Source organism: Yoonia sp., assembly GCF_046498525.1.
In the GTDB taxonomy this organism is placed as follows: domain Bacteria; phylum Pseudomonadota; class Alphaproteobacteria; order Rhodobacterales; family Rhodobacteraceae; genus Yoonia.
Genome location: NZ_JAWOAN010000071.1, coordinates 1 through 22,672, shown reverse-complemented (window position 1 = coordinate 22,672; position 22,672 = coordinate 1). Strand labels below are relative to the sequence as shown.

Sequence of the window (22,672 nt, the reverse complement as noted above, 5' to 3'; positions counted from 1 at the left end):
CACCTCCGGTGTGAAATTGAACAGGGGACACGCATTTGTTTGCAGCAAATGCCACTTCACCCTTAGCTTTTGGCGCAAGCGCCTCTATATCCATAGTTATGAAGTTATTGATGAACATCGCGCTTGCCGCATTGATCGCACTGCCCGTAGCGGCAGAGGAAAAAACGATCCTCGAACGCTGGGAAGAAGCGCCCACCACCATCTTTGATGGCAGCGAAATCGTATTGGACGACCTGAAATGGGTTTTGCGCCCGCTGGTGGTTTTTGCGGATTCACCCAATGATCCGCGTTTTCGCCAGCAGCTCGACCGGCTGACGGCCGAAATCGACCGGTTGGTCGAGCGGGACGTGATTGTGATTACCGACACCGACCCTGATGCCATGTCCGATGTGCGTACCACCTTGCGGCCACGCGGATACATGATGGCATTGGTCGGTAAAGACGGACGCGTCGCCCTGCGCAAGCCCGAACCATATGATGTGCGCGAACTATCACGCTCAATCGACAAGATGCCGCTGCGCCAACAGGAAATCACGGACCGGCGGACGGTGCAGCCGTAACGGCGTTGCACCCAAGGCCGCGTCACGGACGTAGTTATGCCGACGGGCTGGATCATTCGAATTCCATGATCACTTCATCCACGGCCAGGCTGTCACCTGCGCCTGCGTTCAACTTCTTGACGACACCCTTGCGTTCAGCGCGCAGAATGTTTTCCATCTTCATGGCTTCCACAGTGCAAAGTGCCTGCCCTTCCTGCACTTCGTCACCTTCGGCCACGTCGATCTTGACGATCAGACCGGGCATCGGACAAAGTAGTTGCTTGGATGTATCTGCAGGCAGTTTCTCGGGCATCAAGGCGGCCAGTTCGGCCTGTCGCGGCGTGCGCACATGCACTTTGAGGTCCGCGCCGCGATAACGCACTTGAAATCCGCCAGAAATCTTGCCGATCTTCAGCACCAAAGGCGTACCATCGACATTCAGCCGTGCCAGCGGATCACCCGGTGTCCAACCGCTTTCGACCCGTAGGGTCTGGCCGTCAATCACGACATCAGCGCCGGATTTATCCGCGTTGATCTTGACCTCATGGGCCTGCCCCTGAAGGTTGACGACCCAGTCTTCACCTACATGCCGTTCGTGATTATCCATCCGTCCCGAAATACGCGTGCGCCGGATTTCGGCAACACGGTGCATGGCCGCAGCCGCAGCCGCGATCCGCGTGCAAGTGTGATCGGACAGGGTCACGCCATCGAACCCGTCCGGGTATTCTTCCTCGATGAAGGCGGTGGTCATTTCGCCACTGGTGAATTTGGGGTGGTCATAGACTGCCGCAAGGAACGGCAGGTTATGTCCGATCCCCTCCACCTCGAAGCCATCCAGCGCCAGTCGCATCTCTTCGATGGCGCTATCGCGAAAAGGCGCCCATGTGCACAATTTGGCAATCATCGGATCGTAATACATGCTGATTTCGCCGCCCTCATAGACGCCGGTGTCGTTGCGCACCGCGCGCTTTGGCGTCGCTTCCTCCATCGGTGGACGATAGCGCGTCAGGCGGCCGATCGACGGCAGGAAACCACGATAGGGGTCTTCTGCATAAAGACGGCTTTCCATGGCCCAGCCGTTGATTTTCAGGTCTTTCTGTTCGAAAGGCAGCTTTTCACCCGCCGCGACGCGGATCATCTGTTCGACCAGATCAATGCCGGTGATCAGTTCGGTGACAGGGTGTTCGACCTGCAAACGTGTGTTCATTTCAAGGAAATAGAAGTTGCGGTTGCCATCGACGATAAATTCAACCGTGCCCGCGCTGGTGTAGCCGACGGCCTGCGCCAAAGCGACGGATTGTTCGCCCATGGCCTTGCGGGTGGCCTCATCAAGGAAGGGGCTTGGCGCCTCTTCGATCACCTTCTGGTTCCGGCGCTGGATCGAACATTCGCGCTCGTGCAGGTAAACGGCATTGCCGTGGCTGTCGCAAAGAACCTGAATTTCAATATGGCGCGGCTGGGTGACGAATTTCTCGATAAAGATACGGTCGTCACCAAAGCTGCTGGCAGCCTCGTTCTTGGAACTCTGGAAACCTTCGCGGGCTTCATCATCGCTCCACGCAATCCGCATGCCTTTACCACCGCCACCAGCGCTGGCCTTGATCATGACAGGATAGCCGACCTGATTGGAAATCTTGACCGCCTCATCAGCATCGGCGATCAGCCCCATATATCCGGGAACAGTCGAGACGTTGGCCTCTTGTGCCAGTTTCTTGGAGGTAATCTTGTCGCCCATCGCTTCGATGGCTCCTTTGGGCGGGCCAATGAATACGACGCCCGCTTCAGCCAAGGCATCCGCGAACTTGGGGTTTTCGGACAAAAAACCGTAACCGGGGTGCACGGCCTCTGCGCCTGTCTGCTTGATTGCCTCCATCACCTTGTCAATGACGATATAGGACTGGTTGGCAGGGGACGGGCCGATATGCACCGCTTCATCCGCCATCTTCACATGCAGCGCATTGCGGTCGGCATCGGAATAGATCGCAACCGTCTTGATCCCCATCTTGCGGGCGGTCTTGATAACCCGGCAGGCGATTTCACCACGGTTGGCGATGAGAATTTTCTTGAACATTGTCTTACGTCCCCAAAAACGCGAAAACCGCCCTCGGGGGATGACCCCGACGACGGTTTCCATTCATTGCACGCCCGTGATGGGCGCGGTTGTCTATCTTAACGGCAGCCGTTGATACCTGCGTCGTCGCAAAGCACGCCTGCGGCAGCCCCCGCAAGCATTGTCCCCGTGCGGTCCGTGCCCAGAAGATCTGCGGCCAAAAAGCCTGCACCTGCGCCCGCGACGCCCCGCTCTGCGTCGCCTTCAAGGCAACCCGCCAAACCAAATACTGCCACTGTCGCAAGGATGATTGATGTCTTTTGCATAATCTTAAGCCTATCGTTTTTATGTCGGCCACCCCACAATTGGCGCGGCCTGCGCGACGATGAATAACGATTTCACCGTGATATCCAATATCATCCGTCGTTTTCGATAACTGAAACCCAAATTCCGTTATCGGCCTGCTGTGTGAGTAAGCAGGCCGATCAAGGGAAAGGTAACGGTATGGAAAGATCGCGGCAGGGCGAGTACTGGAGAACCCTGCGACATTTTTGACATTGGCAAAAGAAGCTTGTCCTGAACAGCATTGTTGAGCGATCAGACCGGAATAAGCGAATTCCCGCTCAGATTGAGTTGTTAATGTAATGTTCATCTTAGAGTGCGGCATCATCCATCCCCTATGATGTCAGGAAAGGTTTGCCGTGCGACGGTCACATCAATGCGCAACATCGCCTCATAGCTTGCCGGGTCAAATGGATCTTCGGCAGGGATCACCTCGCGGCCAAACAGCCAACTCAGGCGACCTGCGTCAAGATTGCCGCGGACAAAAGGTTCTTCGCCGAAATGTTCCCACAGGGCCTGCATAAATCCTGCATCCGCGCGCTTATCGGGCGGGCGACGGTCCGGATACCGTATCCGCTGGGTCAACTCGGTCGCGCCATCCTTGTTGGCCCGCCGCAGCGTGAACTGGAAATCGGTTCCCGGCAGCCGCCCCGGGAACCCGCGGTGTTTGTCCATGTAAGGAAGGTTAGCCATTTGCGCCTCCGCAAATCGGGAGGGCGGGATGGACGGGCCCGAAAGCCCGTCCAAAACAGTGAGCGCTAGTAAACCAACTGGCCGTAATTGACCTGCGGTTGTGCTGCCGCATCCGACGTGAATTGCAGCGGCGCGCGGTCTTGGCTGCCCGAAACGGCAACAAGCGCCATGAGCGCCGCAACCGTAAAAGCAATAAGTCCTTGCAACATTGTATTTGCCTGCCTGCGTTGATGCAGGGTTTCGGGTGATCCTTGCCACCCTGGCCCCACGAGAGCGCGATATCCACTTCGCGTAACGTCACACTAGACAAAAAGACTTTGTTCTCAAAGACCTCTGAGGCGAACTGCGCGCGATGTTGCAGCAAAGACTCAGATTTTGAGCGCACCGGTTTTGCTTCGCCTATATTTGGTGCAATGCTCAAACCGGCCTCCAGATATGGCGAGCAAGGCGCGCCGAAAAACGGCGTATGATCGCCAGCACCGCCCTGCACAAACGCATCGTGCCGAAGTCTATGAGGTTCTGATCGGATCACAGCGGTATATTGTCGTGCTTTTTCCAAGGGGTCTGCACCTTCTTGGTTCGCAGCGATGCAAAGGCGCGGCAAACGCGCTTGCGGGTCGACTGCGGCATGATCACTTCGTCGATCACACCCTTTTCAGCCGCCACAAACGGATTGGCAAAGCGGTCTTCGTAATCCCGCGTGTGTCTTGCAAGTTTCTCGGGATCGTTGAGGTCGACGCGATGAATGATCTCTGTCGCGCCCTTGGCGCCCATCACGGCAATCTCGGATGTGGGCCATGCATAGTTGAAGTCGCCATTCAGGTGCTTGGACGCCATAACCACATAGGCGCCACCATAGGCTTTGCGCGTGATCACCGTCACCTTGGGCACTGTCGCTTCGCCATAGGCAAACAGCAGCTTTGCACCGTGCTTGATGACGCCACCGTACTCCTGGCTTGTACCGGGCAGAAATCCGGGTACATCGACCAAGGTCAGCAGCGGAATGTCGAAGGCATCACAGAAGCGCACAAAACGCGCGGCCTTGCGTGAGGCATCAATATCCAGACACCCCGCCAGAACCATCGGCTGGTTGGCAACGACACCCACAGTGGACCCTTCGAGACGGATGAAACCGGTCAGGATATTTTTGGCGAACTCTTCCTGAATTTCATAAAAGTCGCCCTCGTCCGCCAGCTTGGCGATCAATTCCTTCATGTCGTAAGGCATGTTGGGATTGTCGGGGATCAGCGTATCAAGGCTTTCCTCAAGGCGGTTCACATCATCGAAAAACGGGCGGACCGGGGGCTTGTCACGGTTATGAAGCGGCAGGAAATCAATCAGGCGCCGTACTTCTGCCAATGCCTCGACATCGTTTTCAAAGGCGGCATCGGCCACGGATGATTTTCTGGTATGTGTCGACGCGCCACCCAGTTCTTCTGCGGTGACCTGTTCGTTCGTGACCGTCTTGACCACATCGGGGCCGGTGACGAACATGTAAGAGCTATCCTTTACCATAAAAATAAAGTCGGTCATAGCAGGCGAATAGACAGCACCGCCCGCCGTTGGCCCCATGATCAGGCTGATCTGCGGCACCACGCCAGAGGCGGTGATGTTGCGCTGGAAGACCTCGCCGTAAGCGGCAAGGCTGGCGACACCTTCCTGAATACGTGCACCGCCGGAATCGTTGATCCCGATGATCGGCGCACCGTTCTGCACGGCCATATCCATGATCTTGCAGATTTTCTGTCCGTGCGTCTCGGAAACCGAACCACCCATGACGGTGAAGTCCTGACTGAAAACATAAACCAGGCGACCGTTGATTGTCCCCCACCCCGTGACGACGCCATCCCCTGCGGGACGCTCTTTTTCCATCCCGAAATCAGTGCAGCGGTGCGCCACGAACATATCGAATTCTTCGAAGGACCCATCATCCAGCAGCAGTTCGATCCTCTCGCGCGCAGTCAGCTTGCCCTTGCCGTGCTGTGCGGCAATCCGCTTTTCGCCGCCGCCCATGCGGGCCGCCTGCCGCCGTACTTCAAGTTCCTGCAAAACATCCATGAAATCACACCCTCGCCTTTTGGTGTCCGTGCATACCGCGGCAAGGCTAAAGGGAGAAGCCCTAAGAGGAATATTTGCAAACTTTACGGTTTGCAGAATGACAATATTGCAAACTCGCAAATATGACAGTGATGGACAAGCCTCACACGGCGGCCTACATCTGTCGCCATGACGTCTTTACCAAGGATCCGCTTTCTGGATCGCACCACACCACCACATATTCTGACACTCGTGCTGATCACCGGCATGTCGGCGCTCAGCATATCGGTTTTCCTGCCGTCGCTTTCTGCGATGACAACCTATTTCGACACAGAGTACGCGATCATGCAGATCGCCTTGTCGGGCTATCTGGCGGCAACGGCAGTGTTGCAGGTCTTTATCGGCCCGATTTCAGACCGATACGGGCGGCGCAAATTAGTACTCGGTTCTCTGGTGCTGTTTGTGATCGCATCAATCGGCGCACTTTTTGCCACTACCGTCGAGGTGTTCCTGTTCTTCCGCATCCTTCAGGCAGCCGTCGCCACCTGCATGGCACTGGGCCGCGCGATCGTGCGCGACATCGTGCCTCAGGACGAAGCGGCATCCATGATAGGTTATGTGACGATGGGCATGGCACTGGTTCCCATGGTCGGCCCGATGATTGGTGGCGGGCTGGAACAAGCCTTTGGCTGGCAAGCGACGTTCGTGCTATTGTCCGTTGCGGGGCTTGCGACCCTGACGCTGGTCTACTTTGATCTTGGCGAGACCGTCAAAGATCAGGGCACCAGCTTTCGCGACCAGTTGAAAACCTATCCCGAACTGTTCCGCTCACCGCGCTTTTGGGGCTACGTGCTTTGCGCAGCCTTCGGATCGGGGGCTTTCTTTGCCCTGTTGGGCGGCACATCATTCGTGGCCAGCGAAATCTTCGGGCTTTCCCCACTTTGGAGCGGCATCGCCCTTGGCGCGCCCGCCATCGGATATGCCTTGGGGAACTTTCTGTCGGGGCGCTTCTCGGTCACGGCCGGCATCAACCGCATGGCTCTGATCGGGACATTGATCACGATTTCCGGTTTGGGGACCTCTGCCCTCTTGACGCTGGCGGGCGTCCATCACCCGCTGAATTTCTTTGGCTTCTGCACGTTCCTTGGCCTCGGAAACGGGATCATGTTGCCCAACGTGATGGCAGGTTCCATTTCCGTACGTCCGCATCTGGCAGGCACGGCCAGCGGTCTGGGCGGTGCGATCATGATCGGCGGTGGCGCGGCTATGTCACAGTTTGCAGGCAGTATCCTGACAATCGAGACCGGCACCATGCCGTTGCAGATCACTATGCTTGGCGTTTCCGTTCTTTCATTCTTTTCTGTGCTTTTTGTCATCTGGCGCGAGCAGCGGATCGCTTGACCCGATATTTGCAGTGGCTAATGTAAAGTAGCAAATCTGCAAAGGTGGGACATGGCCGTTCAGAAACTCTATGCCGGGGCAAAACTGCGTGAATTGCGCGGGCGGCTTGGGCTGACGCAAAAGGCATTCGCCGAAAAACTGGGGGTTTCGCTGCCCTATCTGAACCAGATGGAGAACAACAACCGCCCCGTTTCCACAGCGGTGGTTTTAGGTCTTGCGCAAGAATTCGGCTTTGACGTGACCGAGTTACAGTCCGGCGATGAAGCCCGCCTTGTCGGTGACATGCGCGAGGCGCTGGCCGATCCGGTCTTTACCGGACCCGCACCCGCTCATGCGGATATGCGCCTTGCCGCCGCCAATGCCCCTGCCCTTGCGCGCGCATTCCTTGATCTGCATGCAGCTTACCGACAGACACATGAGCGGTTGGCGTCGCTTGACGAGGCGCTGGGCCGCGAAGATGCGCGACTGCAACCCAGCCCGTGGGAAGAGGTGCGCGACTTCTTTCATTACTGTGACAACTATATCGATGCCGTGGATCGCGCGGCAGAACGTTTTGCGCGCCGCGCCAGCCCGGGCGAAGCCGTTGCGGATGCAGCTATACGCATGCTGGGCGGTCACGGAATCAAGACCGTATTTCGGGATGCTGTCGACGTGCGGCACTATGATGTCGCAACCAAGACACTGACGATTTCAGAATATGCAAACCGCGCCACGCAAACCTTCCAGCTCTTGCTGCAACTGGCACTGGTTGCACAGGACCCGCTTCTGGAAGCCACACTCGACCTTGCCCGTTTTCAATCGCAAGAAGCGCGCAGCATCGCGAAGGTGGGCCTTGCCAATTACTTCGCAGGTGCCGCCCTCATGCCCTATGCCGCGTTCCTGTCTGCCGCGCAGGCCACGCGCCATGACCTTGAGGTGCTTTCGGCACGTTTCGGCGCCTCGTTGGAGCAGGTCGCACACCGGCTCTCTACCTTACAGCGGCCCGGTGCCAAAGGCATTCCGTTCTTCTTTGTCCGTGTGGATCAGGCCGGCACAATCACGAAACGCCACTCGGCCACGACGCTGCAATTTGCACGTTATGGCGGTGCCTGCCCGCTTTGGAACGTGCATCAGGCGTTCGAGTTGCCGGGCCAGTTTCTGCGCCAATTGGCCGAAACACCGGACGGCGCACGGTATTTCTGCCTCGCCCGTGATGTCAGCAAGTCAGGCGGGGCCTACAACGTACCGACCCGGCGCTATGCCATCGGGCTGGGTTGCGAAGTGAAGCACGCCCCCGCCCTCGTTTACGCCGATCACATGGATCTGGGCGCGGCAGAGGCTTATGCACCGATCGGCATTTCGTGCCGTATCTGCGAGCGGCGCAATTGCCACCAGCGGTCCGTTCCCCCGCTAGAGCGGGAGCTTAGGGTCGACCCGGACCGCAGGGGCATTTTGCCGTATCAGCTGGACTAGGCGCGCATGGCTGCGGCGATCTGGTCTTTCAGCATCAAGCGTTGCTTGCGCATTTCGCCCATGTGCAGATCATCAGTCGGTTCAATATCAGTCTCGGCCCGATGAATGGCGCGGTTGATAGTGTGGTATTCATCATAAAGCTTGGCGAAATGGGCATCACTTTCCTTCAATGCATGCATCGCATCCACTTGTTGGGGGAATTCTTCCATAAGCTCATGGGGGGTATGCGACATTAAGATGCTCCTTTGGGTGTTGTTGCTCGAGATGTTAGCTACCTCGCGGTCAGGTCTCTTTGATCGGGATCAAGTAAATCCGTTTATCGCCGCGCCGCACGCCACCCTGCGGCTTCCGCTTCGGCGCGGGAACAAAACCATCTTTCGCCATTTGCAGGGTTGATCCGCGTGCGCCCGTAGTGGGCCTGCCCCGGCATATGATAGATACGGCCACCAGAAGAAATATTGCCCTTTATCGCACAATTGCCCGTCGGCGCAGGATCAACTGCGGCTTGTGCTGCGCGAAAATCAGAAGGCAGTTCCGCCTCGACCGCCCACAGCCCGCGTCCAGCGACGGCAGCGGCTTTTTCGTCCAGATCGTAGGTTTCGGAATAACGCCGGAACGCCCATGCAAGACCAGAGCGTACAATCAACTGCCCCATATCCTGCCCGTCGACGCTGCACTGTGCCACAGCGCGACCATAGCGATCGGTGTCGCGTGTCTGACAACGGGCAAAGGCCCCTTCAAACGCATCGCGCACCGCATCGCGCGTCCAGACCCCGCAATCCCATTCACGCCCGTCGGCGCGACAAGGTTGGCCCATTTCGGGCGCATCGATGCCAAAAAGCCGGACACGGGTGCCGCCCACATCAATCGTGTCAGCATCAACCACGCGGATCGTGCCGTTGGGAGCCGCCAACACAGGTGTGGCGAGCAAGGCAATGAGAAAGGCAAATATCCGCAACATGCCGCGACCTAGAGAGGCTTCGGTGCGGGGTTCAAGGCAATTCGTTAATAAAGGTTAAGAATGCGTTAACAAATCCACTTGGAGCACGGCAGGAGCCTAGCGCTGCATCGTTTCCCAGTCCGGATGTATCCATGGCCGATCATTTGACCGTGGCAGCGGATTGCGTTGCAGGATGTGATCCGCTGCCTTTTCGCCCACCATGATGGATGGCCCGTTCGTGTTGCCGTTCGTCACACGCGGGAAGATCGAGCTGTCAGCCACACGCAGACCTGCGACGCCGATAACCCTTGTTTCGGGATCAACGACCGCCATCGGGTCGTTTTCATCCCCCATCTTGCAGGTGCCGCAAGGGTGATAGGCGCTTTCCGCGTGCTCACGGATGACCGCGTCAAGGTCTTCATCGCTTTGGGCCGCATCGCCGGGCTGGAGCTCGTGCCCGCGGTATTCATCAAAGGCGGGTTGGGCAAAAATCTCGCGAGTGAGGCGGATGCAGGTGCGGAAGTCCTCCCAATCCTGGGGGTGGGACATGTAGTTGAACACGATTTTCGGGTGGTCGTCGGGGTCCGCAGACCGCAAGGTGACCTGCCTACGCGATTGCGACCGCATGGGCCCCACATGCGCCTGAAACCCGTGTCCTTCGGGTGCGATCTTGCCGTCATAGCTGACGGCAATGGGCAGGAAGTGGTACTGGATGTCGGGATATCTAGCGCCAGCCTTCGAGCGGATGAAACCCGCGCTTTCAAACTGGTTGGAACTGCCCAAACCGGTTTTCCACAAAAGCCATTCCAGACCGATCTTGGCTTTGCCGCGCAGGTTCCAGTACGCGAACAGCGAAACCGGTTTCGTGGCCGCCTGCTGGATATAGAGCTCTAGGTGGTCTTGCAGGTTCTGCCCGACACCGGGGCGGTCGGCGACAACCGCGATGCCGTGTTCCTGCAAATGCGCAGCAGGGCCAATGCCTGAAAGCATCAGAAGTTTGGGCGAATTGAGCGACGAAGCCGCAATGATGACTTCCTTGTTGGCGGTGATCACTTCGATCTTGCTGCCGCGACCGACCTCGACCCCCGTGGCGCGGCCGTCTTCGATGATAATGCGGCGCGCAAACGCGCGGGTGATGCTGCAATTCGAGCGTTTGAGCGCCGGGCGCAGGTACGCCGTCGCAGCAGACCAGCGCTTACCCTTGTAGATCGTCGCATCGAAAGGACCGAACCCTTCTTGCTGTTCGCCGTTATAATCGCCTGTCACCGGATAGCCCGCCTGCCGTCCGGCTTCGACGAAGGCGCGGGTCAGCGGGTTCTTGCGGGGACCCCGGGTGACATGCAGGGGGCCGTCCGTGCCGCGCCAGTCCCGATTCCCGCCGTGGCCGCCGTCATGCCAGTGCTCCATCCGCTTGAAGTAAGGCAGCACATCCGCATAGGACCAGCCATGCGCGCCACTCTCGGCCCAATGGTCATAGTCGCAAGCGTGGCCTCGCACGTAGATCATCCCGTTGATCGAGGATGACCCCCCGATCACCTTGCCGCGCGGCGTGACAAGTTCACGTCCGCCCAGATGCGGCTCCGGTTCGGATTTCATTCCCCAGTCATACCGTTTCATGTTCATCGGGTAAGACAGCGCGGCGGGCATCTGGATGAACGGGCCTGCATCGCTGCCGCCGTGTTCGATGACCAGCACTTGCTTGCCTGCTTCGGCAAGGCGGTAGGCAATGGCGCAGCCTGCGGAGCCTGCGCCAACGATGACATAGTCAGCTTGCATGATGTTTGAAACTTTCGGGTTTGTTGCCAGGGCCGGAGCCTCCGGCGGGAGTTTTCAGGCCAAGATGAAGAGGAGCGCTATTCGCCACGCGGGAACCTCTGGTTTTCTTCGAGCACGTTCAGGTCCATGTGATTGCGCATGTAGCGTTCAGACGCTTTTTGCAGCGGCTGGTAGTCCCACGGATAGTAGTTCCCGTTGCGGAGGGCCTCGTAAACGACCCAGCGGCAGGCTTGTGACTGGCGCACGGCTGCATCGAATTGCGCCAGATCCCAGCGCGCTTCGGATTTGGCGCGCAATTGCGTCAGCGTGCCTTGGTGCGCTGGGTCTTGCGCAAGGTTAGTGAGTTCGTGCGGATCGGCGTCGAGATCAAACAACTGCTCGGGATCAAGCGTACAGCGGTTATATTTCCATTTGCCGTAACGCAGCGACACCAGCGGCGCATAGCTGCCTTCCGCCGCGTATTCCATGGCGACAGGTGTATCGCGTGTGCCACCCTGCCCTAGATGCACAAGGCTTTCGCCGGTGGTCCAGGGTGCCACTTCGGACATATCAACGCCTGCCAGATCGCAGAGCGTGGGGGCAACATCGATGTTGCTGACGGGGGTCGCGTTCAGGCCCGGCGCCATTTCGGGGCTACAGATCATCAGCGGCACCCGGGCAGAGCCTTCAAGGAAGGACATCTTGAACCACAAGCCCCGTTCCCCCAGCATATCGCCGTGATCGGACACAAAGAGGATCGTCGCCTCCTGGCGCGTGTCTTTCAGTGTTTGCAGAATCTCGCCGATCTTGTCATCGAGATAGGAGATGTTCGCGAAATAGGCGCGGCGCGCGCGTTTGACGTGATCTTCGTTGATCGTGAAATTATCGCGGTCGTTGGCATCGAGGATGCGCTGCGAATGGGCGTCCTGGTCCTCAAAGGGGATCTGCTCGACCTGCGGCATCAGGTGGTCACAGTCTTCGTACAGGTCCCAGTATTTCTTGCGCGCCACATAGGGGTCGTGCGGATGCGTAAAGCTGACGGTCAGGCACCACGGGCGGTCGTCGTGCCTGCGTGAGAGATCATAGAGCTTATGGGTTGCGTGATAGCAAACCTCGTCGTCGTACTCCATCTGGTTGGTGATCTCGGCCACGCCCGCTCCCGTCACCGAGCCCATATTGTGATACCACCAGTCGATCCGTTCACCCGGCTTGCGATAGTCAGGGGTCCAGCCGAAATCCGGCGGATAGATATCCGTGGTCAGCCGTTCCTCGAACCCGTGCAACTGATCGGGACCGACAAAATGCATCTTGCCCGACAGGCAGGTCTGATACCCCGCCCGCCGCAGATGGTGGGCATAGGTCGGGATGGAGGATGCGAATTCAGCGGCGTTGTCGTAAACGCCCGTCCGCGAAGGCAAGAGCCCGGACATGAAAGACGCCCGGCCCGGTGCGCAAAGCGGGGAGGCCGTATAAGCGTTGGCGAAACGGGTCGAGCGTGCGGCCAAAGCCTTGAGGTTCGGCGCATGAAGCCAGTCTGCCGGACCATCAGGAAATAATGTTCCGTTCAACTGATCAACCATGATGATCAGGATATTCGGTTTGCTCATTGGGTCTGCCCTTCCAGTTCGACATTCAGCAACGCCAGCACATGTCGCGTCGCATCGGCGTGTTCCGTGTTCGATCTCGCAAGGCCCTGTCGCAGATAAAGCCCGTCGATCAGGCCTGCGATCCGGGCCGCCGCATCCTCGGCGCGGTTCCCGATCAGGGGGCGCAGATCGTGCAACAGGTTGCTGCGCAGCCGTCGCTGGTAAATGCGCAACAGATCATGCGCAGGTGTCGAAGTCTGGGCGAGAACATAAAAGTTCAACCAAGCCGCGATCACCTCTGGCTGGAAGTTCGACGAGGCGAATCCCGCACGAATCACAGCCTCCAATCGTCCGCTGTGTCCTTTGGCCTCGTTGAGCGCACTGCGCACCTCGACGGCATAAAGCGCCAGCGTGTGTCGCATGGCCGCCAGAAATATCTGTTCCTTCCCGCCAAAGTAATGATGCGCCAGCGCCGAGGACATGCCCGCACGCTTGGCAATATTACTAACAGTCACATCCAGATTGCCCACAGCCCCGATTTCGTCGATCGTGGCTTTCACTAAGGCCGCGCGGCGGATAGGCTCCATTCCAAGCTTGGGCATGGCATCCTCCTTGGGGATTGGTCCAGGCAGATAAATCTTTCTTTATTGACTCGTCAATCAAGAAAAAACCGGGAGAAAGAAATGAAATTGAAATCAACCCTGTCCGTGCTGGCCGTATGTGCCGCCGTCCCTGCCTTTGCCGACTGTGAACTGGTCCGTTTTTCAGACGTAGGCTGGACAGACATCACAGCCACGACTGCCGCCACATCCCTTGTGCTTGACGCACTGGGGTACGAGACGACTACCGATATCCTTTCGGTCCCGATCACATATGCGTCCATGGCGCAGGGCGATATTGATGTCTTTCTGGGCAACTGGATGCCGACGATGGAGGGCGATATTGCCAGCTACCGTGAAGCGGGTACCGTGGATACCGTACGCACCAACCTTGAAGGCGCGAAATATACGCTTGCCACAAATGCCGCTGGTGTCGCCGCAGGGATCACCGATTTCGCATCAATCGCGCCGGCAATGGATGCGCTTGACGGCAAGATCTATGGCATTGAAGCCGGCAATGACGGCAACCGTCTGATTCAGGATATGATCGATGCGGATGCTTTTGGCCTGAACGGCTTTGATGTTGTCGAAAGCTCTGAACAGGGCATGCTGGCACAGGTCGAACGGTCCGATGATCGCGACGAAGCGATCGTTTTCCTGGGCTGGGAACCGCATCCGATGAACGCGAACTTCGACATGACCTATCTGCCCGGTGGCGATGACTATTTTGGCCCCGATTTGGGTGGTGCCACGGTCGCCACCAATACACGTGCGGGCTATGTGGATGAATGCCCGAATGTGGGCAAGCTTTTGCAAAACCTTGAATTCTCGCTTGCGATGGAAAACGAGATCATGAGCGCGATCCTCAATGATGATGTTGATCCGGACGATGCCGCAAAAGCATGGCTTGCCGCGAATCCGTCGGCCTGGGCCGCCTGGCTTGACGGTGTGACGACCAAAGATGGCGGAGACGCCGTTGCAGCCGTCACAGCGGCATTGGCACAATAAACGATGAAAGAGGAGCGCGGTTCGCGCTCCTCTTTTTTGGGGGACGACGGGGACAGGCATGAACTGGCTAACAGACAATAAGATTCCGGTTGGCGACTGGTCCGAGAATGCGGTTGACTGGCTCAAAGACAACGCCAGACCCGCCTTCGATGCGGTCAGTGACGGGCTCGATTTCATGATCGACGGGATCGTCTGGTGCTTGCAGACCCCGCCCGCAGGTGTCGTGATCATCTTCTTTGTTCTGCTGACGTGGATTTTGCAACGATCATGGAAGGTTTGCCTGCTTGTGTTGGTTTGCCTGCTGTTTGTTCTCAACCAAGGGTACTGGGACGAAACGATAGATAGCTTGGCGCTGGTTCTGTCATCTTGCGTCGTCTGCATGGGCCTTGGTGTGCCGATCGGGATATTTCTGGCGCACCGTCCGCGTGCCTATCAGGCGCTCAGCCCTGTGCTCGACCTGATGCAAACCCTGCCCGCGTTCGTCTATCTGATCCCGGCAATTGTGTTCTTTGGCCTGGGGATGGTGCCTGGCCTCTTTGCAACCGTGATCTTCGTGCTGCCCGCGCCGATCAGATTGACATATCTGGGCGTGTCCAACACGCCCACGTCATTGCTGGAAGCCGCCGAAGCCTTTGGAGCCACCCCGACACAGCGGTTGTGGAAAGTCGAATTGCCCTATGCGGTCCCGCAAATCATGGCGGGCCTGAACCAGGTTATCATGCTGTCGCTGTCGATGGTCGTGATCTCGGCCTATGTTGGCGCGAACGGGCTGGGCAAACCCGTCGTGCAAGCACTGGGGCGCAACGATCCGGGGCTCGGTTTTGAAAGTGGTCTGGTGATTGTTGCGGTGGCGATCATGCTGGACCGGATGTTGCGGGTGAAATCGAAATGAACGCAGTTGAATTTGATAATGTCTCCATCGTGTTCGGGTCGAGGCCCGAAAAGGCCTTGCCGCTGATGGACGAGGGGCTTGAACGTCCTGAAATTCGCGAGAAAACCGACCAGATTTTGGGTGTGCATAACTGTTCACTCAATGTCGAAGCCGGTGAAATCCTTGTGCTGATGGGCCTTTCCGGTTCGGGCAAGTCAACCTTGCTGCGCGCGGTCAACGGGCTCAACCCCGTGATCCGCGGCGAGGTCCGCATCACCGATGGTGATTGGACCTGCAGTGTCGGCAAAAGCTCTGCCCATGACTTGCGCCGTGTGCGCCGCGAATCCGTGTCGATGGTGTTTCAGCAGTTCGGCCTGCTGCCGTGGCGGACCGTGCGCGACAATGTTGGTCTGGGGCTGGAACTGGCAGGCGTGGAAAAAGTGGCGCGGATCAAGCGCGTCGGTCAGGAACTTGAGATGGTCGGCCTGGCAGACCGTGCAGATGCGCTGGTGGGCGAACTTTCGGGCGGCATGCAACAGCGCGTGGGGCTTGCCCGTGCTTTTGCCACCGACGCCCCGATCCTGCTGATGGACGAGCCGTTTTCAGCCCTTGATCCGCTGATCCGCACGCGCCTGCAGGATGAACTGCTGGAACTGCAAAAGGAACGCGGGCGCACGATTATCTTCGTCAGCCACGATCTGGACGAAGCCTTCAAGATCGGCAACCGCATCGCGATCATGGAGGGCGGACGGATCGTGCAATGCGGCACCCCCCGCGAGATTTTCACAAATCCGGCAAATGAATACGTGGCGGATTTCGTCGCCCACATGAACCCGCTTGGCGTCTTGACCGCGCGCGATGTGATGACGGACGGCACTGCGGCAGGCTCTGCGATTGATGTGGAAACGCCGGTGCAAGACATCATCCATCAGATCAACGAGGCAGGGTTGCGTGTTACCGAAAACGGCAAGCCGATCGGCGTGGTAACACAGGATTCGCTCTTGGCAAGGCTCGGCCAACAGTCAGGCTAGGGTGCTTGTTTATGGCATCAAACCTTCGTGGCTGGCACCGCAGGCGTGATATTGCGCCGCGCAATCGCTTCGCGCCATGTAATGAAACTGACCGAGGCCATGATCACCGCACCGCCGAAAACAACCCAGCCGTCGACCGCTTCGCCAAAGACCACGGCACCCAAGGTAACCGCCCAGATCAGCTGCAAGAACGTGACAGGCTGCGTGACCGTCAAGGGCGCGGCGGCAAAGGCGAGGGTCATTGCATAATGTCCGGCGGTCGCGAAGCAGGCGACCAGAAACAGCCACCCCAACTGGGGTAATGTTGGTGTCACCCAGACCGCCCAAGCGAAAGGCGCAAGCCCCACCGTTACCGTGACCGACAACATCCCGACGACGACAGGCGCCGACACTTCACCAGAAAGCTGTTTGGCGATCAGATACCCGACAGCAAAGAAAACAGCCGTTCCCAGCATCGCGATGTGACCCAGTTCGACCTCTTTGACGCCGGGCCGCAAGATGATCATCGCACCGATCAGCGCCATGATCACTGCCGCCAGACGGCGCGGCGGCAGACGTTCGCCAAGGAACAACGCCGCGCCCAGTGAAACATAGACAGGCGAGAGGTAGTTCATCGCCGTCACTTCCGCGATGGGGATCTGTGCCATCGCAAAGAACCACAGGATCACCGCCAATGTGTGGACAACACCGCGCGCCCAGAAAAGCTTTTTCTGTCGCCCTGTCAGGTGCGCAGCCATGATCGGTTTGATCATCGGCAGCAGGAAAACCAGCCCTAAAAAGTAACGCAAAAATGCAGCCTGTGCGGCAGGCACATCATCGCCCACATGTTTGACAACGGCAGTGACGGCCACAAACATGAGCCCTGTAAAGACCATCCAGAAGATGCCGACGACCGGGCGGGATTGCGCTTGGGTTTCCATGCTTCATCCGTTGCACCAAGACAGCCCAATAGCAAGCGCTCAAAAAGCGCTGGATGAAAGCCTGCGTTGGCCGTAACAACGGGTCATGAAGATACTTTTTCTTGGCGATGTCATGGGCCGCTCCGGGCGTGCCGCGATTACCACCCACCTGCCCCGCCTGCGGCAGGACTGGAAGCTTGATTTCGTCGTGGTCAACGGTGAAAACGCGACCTCGGGAATGGGGTTGTCAGGTGATCACGCCAATATCCTGCTTGATGCCGGCGCGGATGTCGTGACGCTTGGCGACCATGCCTTTGACCAGAAGGACATGCTGACGTTCATCGAAAAAGAGCAGCGCATCATCCGGCCCATCAACTATTCCAAAGCCGCCCCCGGCGTGGGCGCGCGCGTGTTCAATGCGCCCGGCGGTCGCAAGGTTCTGGTGGCGCAGGTACTCGGTCAGGTTTTCATGAAGCGCCCGTTCGATGATCCGTTCTCGGCGCTTGATGCGGTGCTGCGGCAGTTCCCGATGGGTGGTCAGGTCAGCGCCAGCCTGATTGATATCCACTGCGAGGCCACATCCGAAAAAATGGCGACCGGTCACTTCTGCGATGGCCGCGCAAGCATCGTTGTCGGCACACATACCCATGTGCCCACAGGTGACGCGATGATCCTGCCCGGCGGCACCGCCTATATGACAGATGCGGGAATGTGCGGTGATTACAATTCCGTCATCGGCATGGAGAAAGCCGAGCCCCTGCGCCGGTTCATCACCGGCATGCCGAAAGCACGATTCACGCCTGCCACGGAGGAAGCGACCCTTTCGGGGTTTTACGTCGAGACCGACAATCTGACCGGCAAAGCAGTCAAATGCGCGATGATCCGCCAAGGTGGGCGTTTATCCCAAACGGGACCTGCATGATCACGCAGCGGTGGCAGCTATCTGCCATTTTGTTGCTTGTAGGATGCGGTTGGGGGCTTACCCAGCCGCTTATCAAAATCACGGTCACGGCGGGCTACCAGCCCTTCGGCATCGTCTTTTGGCAACTGCTGATAGGTGCAGTTCTGCTTGGCGTTCTGCGCTGGCGGCAAATGCGCCGGATGCCGTTCACCACCAAGACGCTGGCTGTCTGGCTGATGATCGCGACGATTGGCACCTTGATCCCCGGAGCATCCAGCTTTCGTGCCGCCTTCCATCTGCCGGCCGGCATCATGTCCATTGTGATCGCCACCATCCCGATGATGGCTTTCCCGATTGCACTGGCGCTTGGGAATGACCGGTTTTCATTCCGTCGTTTGGGGGGTTTATGCCTTGGTCTGATCGGCGTGGGCCTGATCGCCCTGCCCGAAGCAAGCCTGCCGGAACGTGCGATGATCGCCTTTTTGCCTTTGGCACTGGTCGCGCCGTTCTGCTATGCCTGCGAGGGGAACATCGTCGCGCGTTGGGGCACGGCGGGGCTTGATCCGTTTCAGGTGCTTTTCGGGGCGTCGGCGCTCGGTGCCCTGATTGCACTGCCTCTGGCGGTCGGGACGGGGCAGTTCTTTGTGCCGCAATCCCCTTTCATCCTTGCTGATTTCACCTTGCTGCTCGGTTCGATCGTTCACGTCCTCGTCTATTCCGGCTATGTTTGGCTCATCGCGCGAAGTGGTGCCGTCTTTGCCGGGCAAGTCAGCTATGTCGTTACGGGATCAGGCGTGTTCTGGGCCATGTTGCTGTTAGGTGAAACCTATAGCCTGTGGGTCTGGCTTGCGCTGGCATGCATGGCCGTGGGCCTGAGCCTTGTCCAGCCACGGGTTGCCGAACCGGAGCCGCTGGGCGAAACTCCAGTACATGGATAACGCCCTTTCACTGACGCAAACGCAAAGTGCAGTGCTCACCATGGCGGTGGTGCTGGGCATGTTCGTGATGTTTGTCCGCGAGGTTTATCCGACCGAGGTCGTCGCGATGATCGGCGTGTCGATCCTGCTGGCAACGGGCGTGCTGCCCTATGAGGCGGCGGTGACGGCGCTGGCTAATCCCGCCCCATGGACGATTGCAGCCATGTTCATCATCGTCGGGGCCTTGGTGCGCACCGGCGCGCTGAACACGATGACGCGGATTGCCGAACGTCAGGTCAAGGTGAGCCCCGCACGCGCGATCTGGGGCGGATTGGTCTTTGTCGCCGTCGCCAGTGCGATCATGAACAACACGCCCTTGGTCGTCGTGATGATCCCCGTCTTTGTGCAATTGGCGCGAACGCTGGGAACTTCTGCGTCGAAACTGCTGATCCCGCTCAGCTATGCTGCAATCGTCGGCGGCACGATGACGCTTCTGGGGACCTCGACCAACTTGCTGGTGGATGGCGTTGCACGCGCATCGGGGCTGGAGCCTTTTGGCATACTCGAGATTTTTCCCATCGGCGTTGTCGTCGTGCTTTGGACGTTCACATATCTTTACTTCATGGCCCCCCGCCTGCTGCCTGACCGGCAAAGCATGGCGACGATGCTTTCGGACCGGTCCAAGAAGAAATTCTTTTCCGAGGCCGTCATCCCGCCGGACAGCAATTTGATCGGGCGCAAGGTGACTGGCGTACAGCTCTTCAAACGCGATGGTGTCCGCCTCATTGATGTCGTGCGCAGGGATCAATCGCTGCGGCACAAACTGAAAGATGTGACCTTGCAAGTCGGTGACCGTGTTGTGCTGCGCACGGAAATGACCGAGCTCTTGTCGCTGCAAAGCAACAAGGAACTGCGGCGCGTGGATCAACTGTCAGCGGTCGAGACCACGACAGTTGAAGTCCTGATTACGCCGCATTGCAAAATGGTCGGGCAACGTCTGGGCGCGATGCGGCTGCGACGGCGCTATGCCGTCTATCCGCTGGCGGTACACCGGCGCGACGCCAATATCAGTGCCCAGATTGAAGATATTTCGGTCAAGGTCGGCGATACGCTGCTGCTGGAAGGCGCGCCCGAGGATATCCAGCGATTGGCCGAGGACATGAACCTTGGTGATGTCTCCGAGCCATCCCAGCGCGCCTACCGCCGCGGTCATGCGCCCGTGGCGATCGGTGTCCTTCTGGGCGTGGTGATATTGGCGGCCTTGGGTGTGGCCCCGATCCTGTTGCTTGCGATGATCGGCGTCACCATCGTGCTGATGACCGGCTGCATCGACGCGGATGAGGCGTTTTCTTATGTGGACGGGCGCTTGCTGGCGCTCATTTTCGCAATGCTGGGGGTAGGTTCTGCGCTGCAATCCTCGGGGGCTGTCGGGATGATCGCCGATACGCTGTCGCCGGTGATGCTGGTGCTGCCGCCGTTCTTTATCGTGCTCACGGTGTATCTGTTGTCCAGCATCCTGACCGAGCTTGTCTCCAACAATGCCGTGGCCGTCGTCATGACCCCGATTGCCATCGGTCTGGCCAGTGCGCTTGGCGTTGATCCGCGTCCGCTGGTGGTGGCAGTGATGATTGCGGCGAGTGCGAGTTTCGCGACGCCGATCGGCTATCAGACCAACACGCTGGTCTATGGTCCGGGCGGCTACAAATTCTCTGATTTCCTCAAATTCGGGATTCCGCTGAACCTGTCGCTGGCGCCGATTGTGTCCTTTGTCATTCCCTTCATCTGGCCACTCTGAGCCGGGGTTGCGGGGCAAGCGGTGCTTGCCTTATAGAGACGCAGATTAATGCGACAGAAGACGAGGATCTTTCGATGGCTGGCCACTCCAAATGGGCAAATATTCAGCACCGCAAGGGGCGGCAGGACAAGCTGCGCTCCAAGCTGTTTTCAAAGCTGGCCAAGGAAATCACGGTTGCCGCCAAGATGGGCGACCCAGACCCCGACAAGAACCCGCGCCTGCGTATGGCCGTGAAAGAAGCAAAATCGAGTTCCGTGCCCAAGGACGTGATCGACCGCGCGATCAAGAAATCGCAGGGCGGCGATGCCGAAAACTATGACGAAATCCGCTACGAGGGCTATGGCCCCAATGGTGTGGCCATCATTGTGGAGGCGATGACGGACAACCGCAATCGCACCGCATCAACGGTGCGCTCTACGTTTTCCAAGAGTGGCGGCAACTTGGGCGAGACCGGCTCGGTCGGGTTCATGTTCGATCGCAAGGGCGAGGTCGTCTATCCCGCATCCGTGGCCGACGCCGACACCATCATGATGGCCGCGATCGAGGCCGGTGCCGAAGATGTCCTGAGTGACGAGGATAATCACGTCATCTATTGCGCGGATACCGATCTGAACGACGTGTCCACTGCGCTGGAGACGGAATTGGGCGAATCGGAATCCACCAAGTTGATCTGGAAGCCGAACATAACGACCGAGGTTGACCTTGAAGGTCTGACCAAGCTGATGAAGCTCTTGGATACGCTGGAAGAAGACGATGACGTACAGCGCGTGACGGCAAACTTCGAAGCCTCTGACGAGGTGATGGCGGCCTTCGCCGAGAGCTAGGTGGTGTGAGGGCTCTGCCCTCGGCCTGCGGCCTCACCCGAGGTATTTTTGAACATAAGAAGCTGAGAGGGGCGCCTTAGGGCGTGATGACCCCTTGCTCGGTCACGATCAGATCAAGCGGCTGGTCGGTCGTTTCGAGCGGAAGGTTCTTGTCTTCTTGCGCGGCATAGGCGAATCCGATGGCCAAGGTAGGTTGCGCTGCGCGGAGCTTTTCCAGCGTGCGGTCGTAGAAGCCGCCGCCATAGCCCAGACGCCCGCCTTTGCGGTCGAAGGCGACCAGAGGCACGATCACGATCTGCGGTGTTATCCATGCGCCCGCTTCCGGGATCATCGCGCCGAATTCACCACCGATGAGTGCGCAATCAGGCTCCCAGCTACGGAACATGAGCGGCTGCCCGGCCCCGATAATGATCGGCACGCCGACAGGGCCGTAGGCTGCGGCCTCTTGCATGGCGGGTGTCGGGTCGATTTCCGTGCGCATCGGCATATAGCCTGCCAATGGCACACCGCGATAACCGGCAAGAACTTCGCTCAGGTATCCGGCAGCGGCGATGTCTGGATCATGCGCCGCCTTGCGCCGGGCAAATGCCGCGGTACGTGCAGTTGATTTATCCATTATAGCAGCCACATGGCGGCAAGCCCGAGGAAAGCGAAGAACCCGACCACATCCGTCACAGTCGTCACGAAAGATCCGGAGGCAAGCGCGGGATCGACGCCCATTTTGTCCAAAAGTACGGGAATGACCGTGCCTGCCAACCCAGCCACGACCATATTGATCACCATTGCCGCTGCAATGACCACGCCCAGCATAGGCGAGCCAAACCAGACAACCCCGACGATCCCCATCACAACGGCAAAGATCAAACCATTGATCAGGCCGACAAGGACCTCGCGCTTGATCACGCGCCAGACGTTTGCGGTGGTCAGGTCGCGTGTGGCAAGAGCGCGCACGGCCACTGTCAGCGATTGCGTGCCTGCATTGCCCCCCATCGAAGCAACGATGGGCATAAGAACGGCAAGCGCCACGAGACC

The 22,672-nt window shown here is 58.4% G+C and carries 23 protein-coding genes; 10 read left to right on the top strand and 13 right to left on the bottom strand.

The window, feature by feature from the left end; translation table 11 throughout:
- Positions 1 to 110: 110 nt before the first annotated feature.
- Complete coding sequence (locus R6T97_RS04615; RefSeq protein ID WP_410348129.1) at positions 111 to 560, top strand: DUF4174 domain-containing protein; 450 nt, start codon at positions 111 to 113, stop codon at positions 558 to 560.
- Positions 561 to 612: 52 nt separating this feature from the next.
- On the opposite strand, the gene R6T97_RS04610 is transcribed toward R6T97_RS04615, so the two are convergent.
- From R6T97_RS04610 to R6T97_RS04590, 5 genes are all read right to left on the bottom strand, one after another.
- Entirely contained in the window at positions 613 to 2,610 is a 1,998-nt protein-coding gene (locus R6T97_RS04610; RefSeq protein ID WP_410348128.1) for an acetyl-CoA carboxylase biotin carboxylase subunit, read from the bottom strand.
- A 98-nt stretch (positions 2,611 to 2,708) separates the two neighbouring features.
- Positions 2,709 to 2,915: a hypothetical protein gene (locus R6T97_RS04605; protein WP_410348127.1), complete on the bottom strand. Its 207-nt coding sequence runs from the start codon at positions 2,913 to 2,915 to the stop codon at positions 2,709 to 2,711.
- Positions 2,916 to 3,255: 340 nt separating this feature from the next.
- A complete protein-coding gene (locus tag R6T97_RS04600; protein ID WP_410348146.1) occupies positions 3,256 to 3,606 on the bottom strand; it encodes a hypothetical protein in 351 nt (116 codons plus the stop codon).
- An 83-nt stretch (positions 3,607 to 3,689) separates the two neighbouring features.
- Complete coding sequence (locus R6T97_RS04595; protein WP_410348126.1) at positions 3,690 to 3,833, bottom strand: hypothetical protein; 144 nt, start codon at positions 3,831 to 3,833, stop codon at positions 3,690 to 3,692.
- Between the two features lie 319 nt (positions 3,834 to 4,152).
- On the bottom strand, positions 4,153 to 5,682 hold the full coding sequence (locus R6T97_RS04590) for an acyl-CoA carboxylase subunit beta (protein WP_410348125.1): 1,530 nt from the start codon (positions 5,680 to 5,682) through the stop codon (positions 4,153 to 4,155).
- A 168-nt stretch (positions 5,683 to 5,850) separates the two neighbouring features.
- Here R6T97_RS04590 and R6T97_RS04585 point away from each other — a divergent pair, with 168 nt between their 5' ends.
- Both R6T97_RS04585 and R6T97_RS04580 read left to right on the top strand, forming a co-directional pair.
- The gene (locus R6T97_RS04585) at positions 5,851 to 7,062 is read left to right on the top strand and encodes a multidrug effflux MFS transporter (RefSeq protein ID WP_410348124.1); all 1,212 of its coding nucleotides are present in this window, start codon (positions 5,851 to 5,853) and stop codon (positions 7,060 to 7,062) included.
- Between the two features lie 51 nt (positions 7,063 to 7,113).
- Positions 7,114 to 8,514 (top strand): short-chain fatty acyl-CoA regulator family protein, encoded by a 1,401-nt coding sequence (locus tag R6T97_RS04580; protein WP_410348123.1) that lies wholly within the window; start codon positions 7,114 to 7,116, stop codon positions 8,512 to 8,514.
- Here R6T97_RS04580 and R6T97_RS04575 read toward each other — a convergent pair.
- From R6T97_RS04575 to betI, 5 genes are all read right to left on the bottom strand, one after another.
- Positions 8,511 to 8,747, bottom strand: a complete 237-nt coding sequence (locus tag R6T97_RS04575; RefSeq protein ID WP_410348122.1) for a YdcH family protein — start codon at positions 8,745 to 8,747, stop codon at positions 8,511 to 8,513. The genes R6T97_RS04580 and R6T97_RS04575 overlap by 4 nt on opposite strands.
- An 83-nt stretch (positions 8,748 to 8,830) precedes the next feature.
- Entirely contained in the window at positions 8,831 to 9,475 is a 645-nt protein-coding gene (locus tag R6T97_RS04570; RefSeq protein WP_410348121.1) for a thermonuclease family protein, read from the bottom strand.
- Between the two features lie 96 nt (positions 9,476 to 9,571).
- Complete coding sequence (betA, locus tag R6T97_RS04565) at positions 9,572 to 11,230, bottom strand: choline dehydrogenase (protein WP_410348120.1); 1,659 nt, start codon at positions 11,228 to 11,230, stop codon at positions 9,572 to 9,574.
- 77 nt (positions 11,231 to 11,307) lie between these two features.
- A complete protein-coding gene (gene betC, locus R6T97_RS04560) occupies positions 11,308 to 12,816 on the bottom strand; it encodes a choline-sulfatase (RefSeq protein WP_410348119.1) in 1,509 nt (502 codons plus the stop codon).
- Entirely contained in the window at positions 12,813 to 13,397 is a 585-nt protein-coding gene (gene betI, locus R6T97_RS04555) for a choline-responsive transcriptional repressor BetI (protein ID WP_410348118.1), read from the bottom strand. Before betI ends, betC begins: the two co-directional genes overlap by 4 nt.
- Positions 13,398 to 13,478: 81 nt before the next feature.
- Between betI and choX the strand changes: the two genes are divergently transcribed.
- From choX to choV, 3 genes are read left to right on the top strand one after another with little or no spacing between them, the layout of a single operon-like run.
- Complete coding sequence (choX, locus tag R6T97_RS04550) at positions 13,479 to 14,402, top strand: choline ABC transporter substrate-binding protein (protein ID WP_410348117.1); 924 nt, start codon at positions 13,479 to 13,481, stop codon at positions 14,400 to 14,402.
- Positions 14,403 to 14,460: 58 nt separating this feature from the next.
- Positions 14,461 to 15,294 carry a choline ABC transporter permease subunit gene (gene choW, locus R6T97_RS04545; RefSeq protein WP_410348116.1) on the top strand — a complete coding sequence of 278 codons (834 nt, stop codon included), beginning with the start codon at positions 14,461 to 14,463 and terminating at the stop codon, positions 15,292 to 15,294.
- Entirely contained in the window at positions 15,291 to 16,304 is a 1,014-nt protein-coding gene (gene choV / locus R6T97_RS04540; protein ID WP_410348115.1) for a choline ABC transporter ATP-binding protein, read from the top strand. The genes choW and choV overlap by 4 nt, the downstream gene beginning before the upstream one ends.
- 17 nt (positions 16,305 to 16,321) lie before the next feature.
- On the opposite strand, the gene R6T97_RS04535 is transcribed toward choV, so the two are convergent.
- Positions 16,322 to 17,224, bottom strand: a complete 903-nt coding sequence (locus tag R6T97_RS04535; protein ID WP_410348114.1) for a DMT family transporter — start codon at positions 17,222 to 17,224, stop codon at positions 16,322 to 16,324.
- Between the two features lie 85 nt (positions 17,225 to 17,309).
- Here R6T97_RS04535 and R6T97_RS04530 point away from each other — a divergent pair, with 85 nt between their 5' ends.
- The 4 genes from R6T97_RS04530 to R6T97_RS04515 all read left to right on the top strand — a co-directional run bounded on the left by R6T97_RS04530 (position 17,310) and on the right by R6T97_RS04515 (position 21,640).
- Entirely contained in the window at positions 17,310 to 18,125 is an 816-nt protein-coding gene (locus R6T97_RS04530) for a TIGR00282 family metallophosphoesterase (protein WP_410348113.1), read from the top strand.
- Entirely contained in the window at positions 18,122 to 19,042 is a 921-nt protein-coding gene (locus R6T97_RS04525) for a DMT family transporter (RefSeq protein WP_410348112.1), read from the top strand. The genes R6T97_RS04530 and R6T97_RS04525 overlap by 4 nt, the downstream gene beginning before the upstream one ends.
- Positions 19,035 to 20,816, top strand: a complete 1,782-nt coding sequence (locus R6T97_RS04520) for an SLC13 family permease (RefSeq protein WP_410348111.1) — start codon at positions 19,035 to 19,037, stop codon at positions 20,814 to 20,816. Before R6T97_RS04525 ends, R6T97_RS04520 begins: the two co-directional genes overlap by 8 nt.
- 74 nt (positions 20,817 to 20,890) lie before the next feature.
- Complete coding sequence (locus R6T97_RS04515) at positions 20,891 to 21,640, top strand: YebC/PmpR family DNA-binding transcriptional regulator (RefSeq protein WP_410348110.1); 750 nt, start codon at positions 20,891 to 20,893, stop codon at positions 21,638 to 21,640.
- A gap of 76 nt (positions 21,641 to 21,716) precedes the next feature.
- Here the strand turns inward: R6T97_RS04515 and R6T97_RS04510 are convergent, their stop codons facing one another.
- Entirely contained in the window at positions 21,717 to 22,256 is a 540-nt protein-coding gene (locus R6T97_RS04510; RefSeq protein WP_410348109.1) for a 5-formyltetrahydrofolate cyclo-ligase, read from the bottom strand.
- Positions 22,256 to 22,672, bottom strand: a 417-nt coding sequence (locus tag R6T97_RS04505; RefSeq protein WP_410348108.1) for a magnesium transporter, incomplete at its 5' end; no start/stop codon positions are given. The genes R6T97_RS04510 and R6T97_RS04505, both read right to left, overlap by 1 nt.

Excerpts from the sequence above, each read along its gene's own strand:
- R6T97_RS04615 (WP_410348129.1), top strand. The coding sequence starts at position 111 with ATGAACATCGCGCTTGCCGCATTGATCGCACTGCCCGTAGCGGCAGAG.
- R6T97_RS04610 (WP_410348128.1), bottom strand. The coding sequence starts at position 2,610 with ATGTTCAAGAAAATTCTCATCGCCAACCGTGGTGAAATCGCCTGCCGG.
- R6T97_RS04605 (WP_410348127.1), bottom strand. The coding sequence starts at position 2,915 with ATGCAAAAGACATCAATCATCCTTGCGACAGTGGCAGTATTTGGTTTG.
- R6T97_RS04600 (WP_410348146.1), bottom strand. The coding sequence starts at position 3,606 with ATGGACAAACACCGCGGGTTCCCGGGGCGGCTGCCGGGAACCGATTTC.
- R6T97_RS04595 (WP_410348126.1), bottom strand. The coding sequence starts at position 3,833 with ATGTTGCAAGGACTTATTGCTTTTACGGTTGCGGCGCTCATGGCGCTT.
- R6T97_RS04590 (WP_410348125.1), bottom strand. The coding sequence starts at position 5,682 with ATGGATGTTTTGCAGGAACTTGAAGTACGGCGGCAGGCGGCCCGCATG.
- R6T97_RS04585 (WP_410348124.1), top strand. The coding sequence starts at position 5,851 with ATGACGTCTTTACCAAGGATCCGCTTTCTGGATCGCACCACACCACCA.
- R6T97_RS04580 (WP_410348123.1), top strand. The coding sequence starts at position 7,114 with ATGGCCGTTCAGAAACTCTATGCCGGGGCAAAACTGCGTGAATTGCGC.
- R6T97_RS04575 (WP_410348122.1), bottom strand. The coding sequence starts at position 8,747 with ATGTCGCATACCCCCCATGAGCTTATGGAAGAATTCCCCCAACAAGTG.
- R6T97_RS04570 (WP_410348121.1), bottom strand. The coding sequence starts at position 9,475 with ATGTTGCGGATATTTGCCTTTCTCATTGCCTTGCTCGCCACACCTGTG.
- betA (WP_410348120.1), bottom strand. The coding sequence starts at position 11,230 with ATGCAAGCTGACTATGTCATCGTTGGCGCAGGCTCCGCAGGCTGCGCC.
- betC (WP_410348119.1), bottom strand. The coding sequence starts at position 12,816 with ATGAGCAAACCGAATATCCTGATCATCATGGTTGATCAGTTGAACGGA.
- betI (WP_410348118.1), bottom strand. The coding sequence starts at position 13,397 with ATGCCCAAGCTTGGAATGGAGCCTATCCGCCGCGCGGCCTTAGTGAAA.
- choX (WP_410348117.1), top strand. The coding sequence starts at position 13,479 with ATGAAATTGAAATCAACCCTGTCCGTGCTGGCCGTATGTGCCGCCGTC.
- choW (WP_410348116.1), top strand. The coding sequence starts at position 14,461 with ATGAACTGGCTAACAGACAATAAGATTCCGGTTGGCGACTGGTCCGAG.
- choV (WP_410348115.1), top strand. The coding sequence starts at position 15,291 with ATGAACGCAGTTGAATTTGATAATGTCTCCATCGTGTTCGGGTCGAGG.
- R6T97_RS04535 (WP_410348114.1), bottom strand. The coding sequence starts at position 17,224 with ATGGAAACCCAAGCGCAATCCCGCCCGGTCGTCGGCATCTTCTGGATG.
- R6T97_RS04530 (WP_410348113.1), top strand. The coding sequence starts at position 17,310 with ATGAAGATACTTTTTCTTGGCGATGTCATGGGCCGCTCCGGGCGTGCC.
- R6T97_RS04525 (WP_410348112.1), top strand. The coding sequence starts at position 18,122 with ATGATCACGCAGCGGTGGCAGCTATCTGCCATTTTGTTGCTTGTAGGA.
- R6T97_RS04520 (WP_410348111.1), top strand. The coding sequence starts at position 19,035 with ATGGATAACGCCCTTTCACTGACGCAAACGCAAAGTGCAGTGCTCACC.
- R6T97_RS04515 (WP_410348110.1), top strand. The coding sequence starts at position 20,891 with ATGGCTGGCCACTCCAAATGGGCAAATATTCAGCACCGCAAGGGGCGG.
- R6T97_RS04510 (WP_410348109.1), bottom strand. The coding sequence starts at position 22,256 with ATGGATAAATCAACTGCACGTACCGCGGCATTTGCCCGGCGCAAGGCG.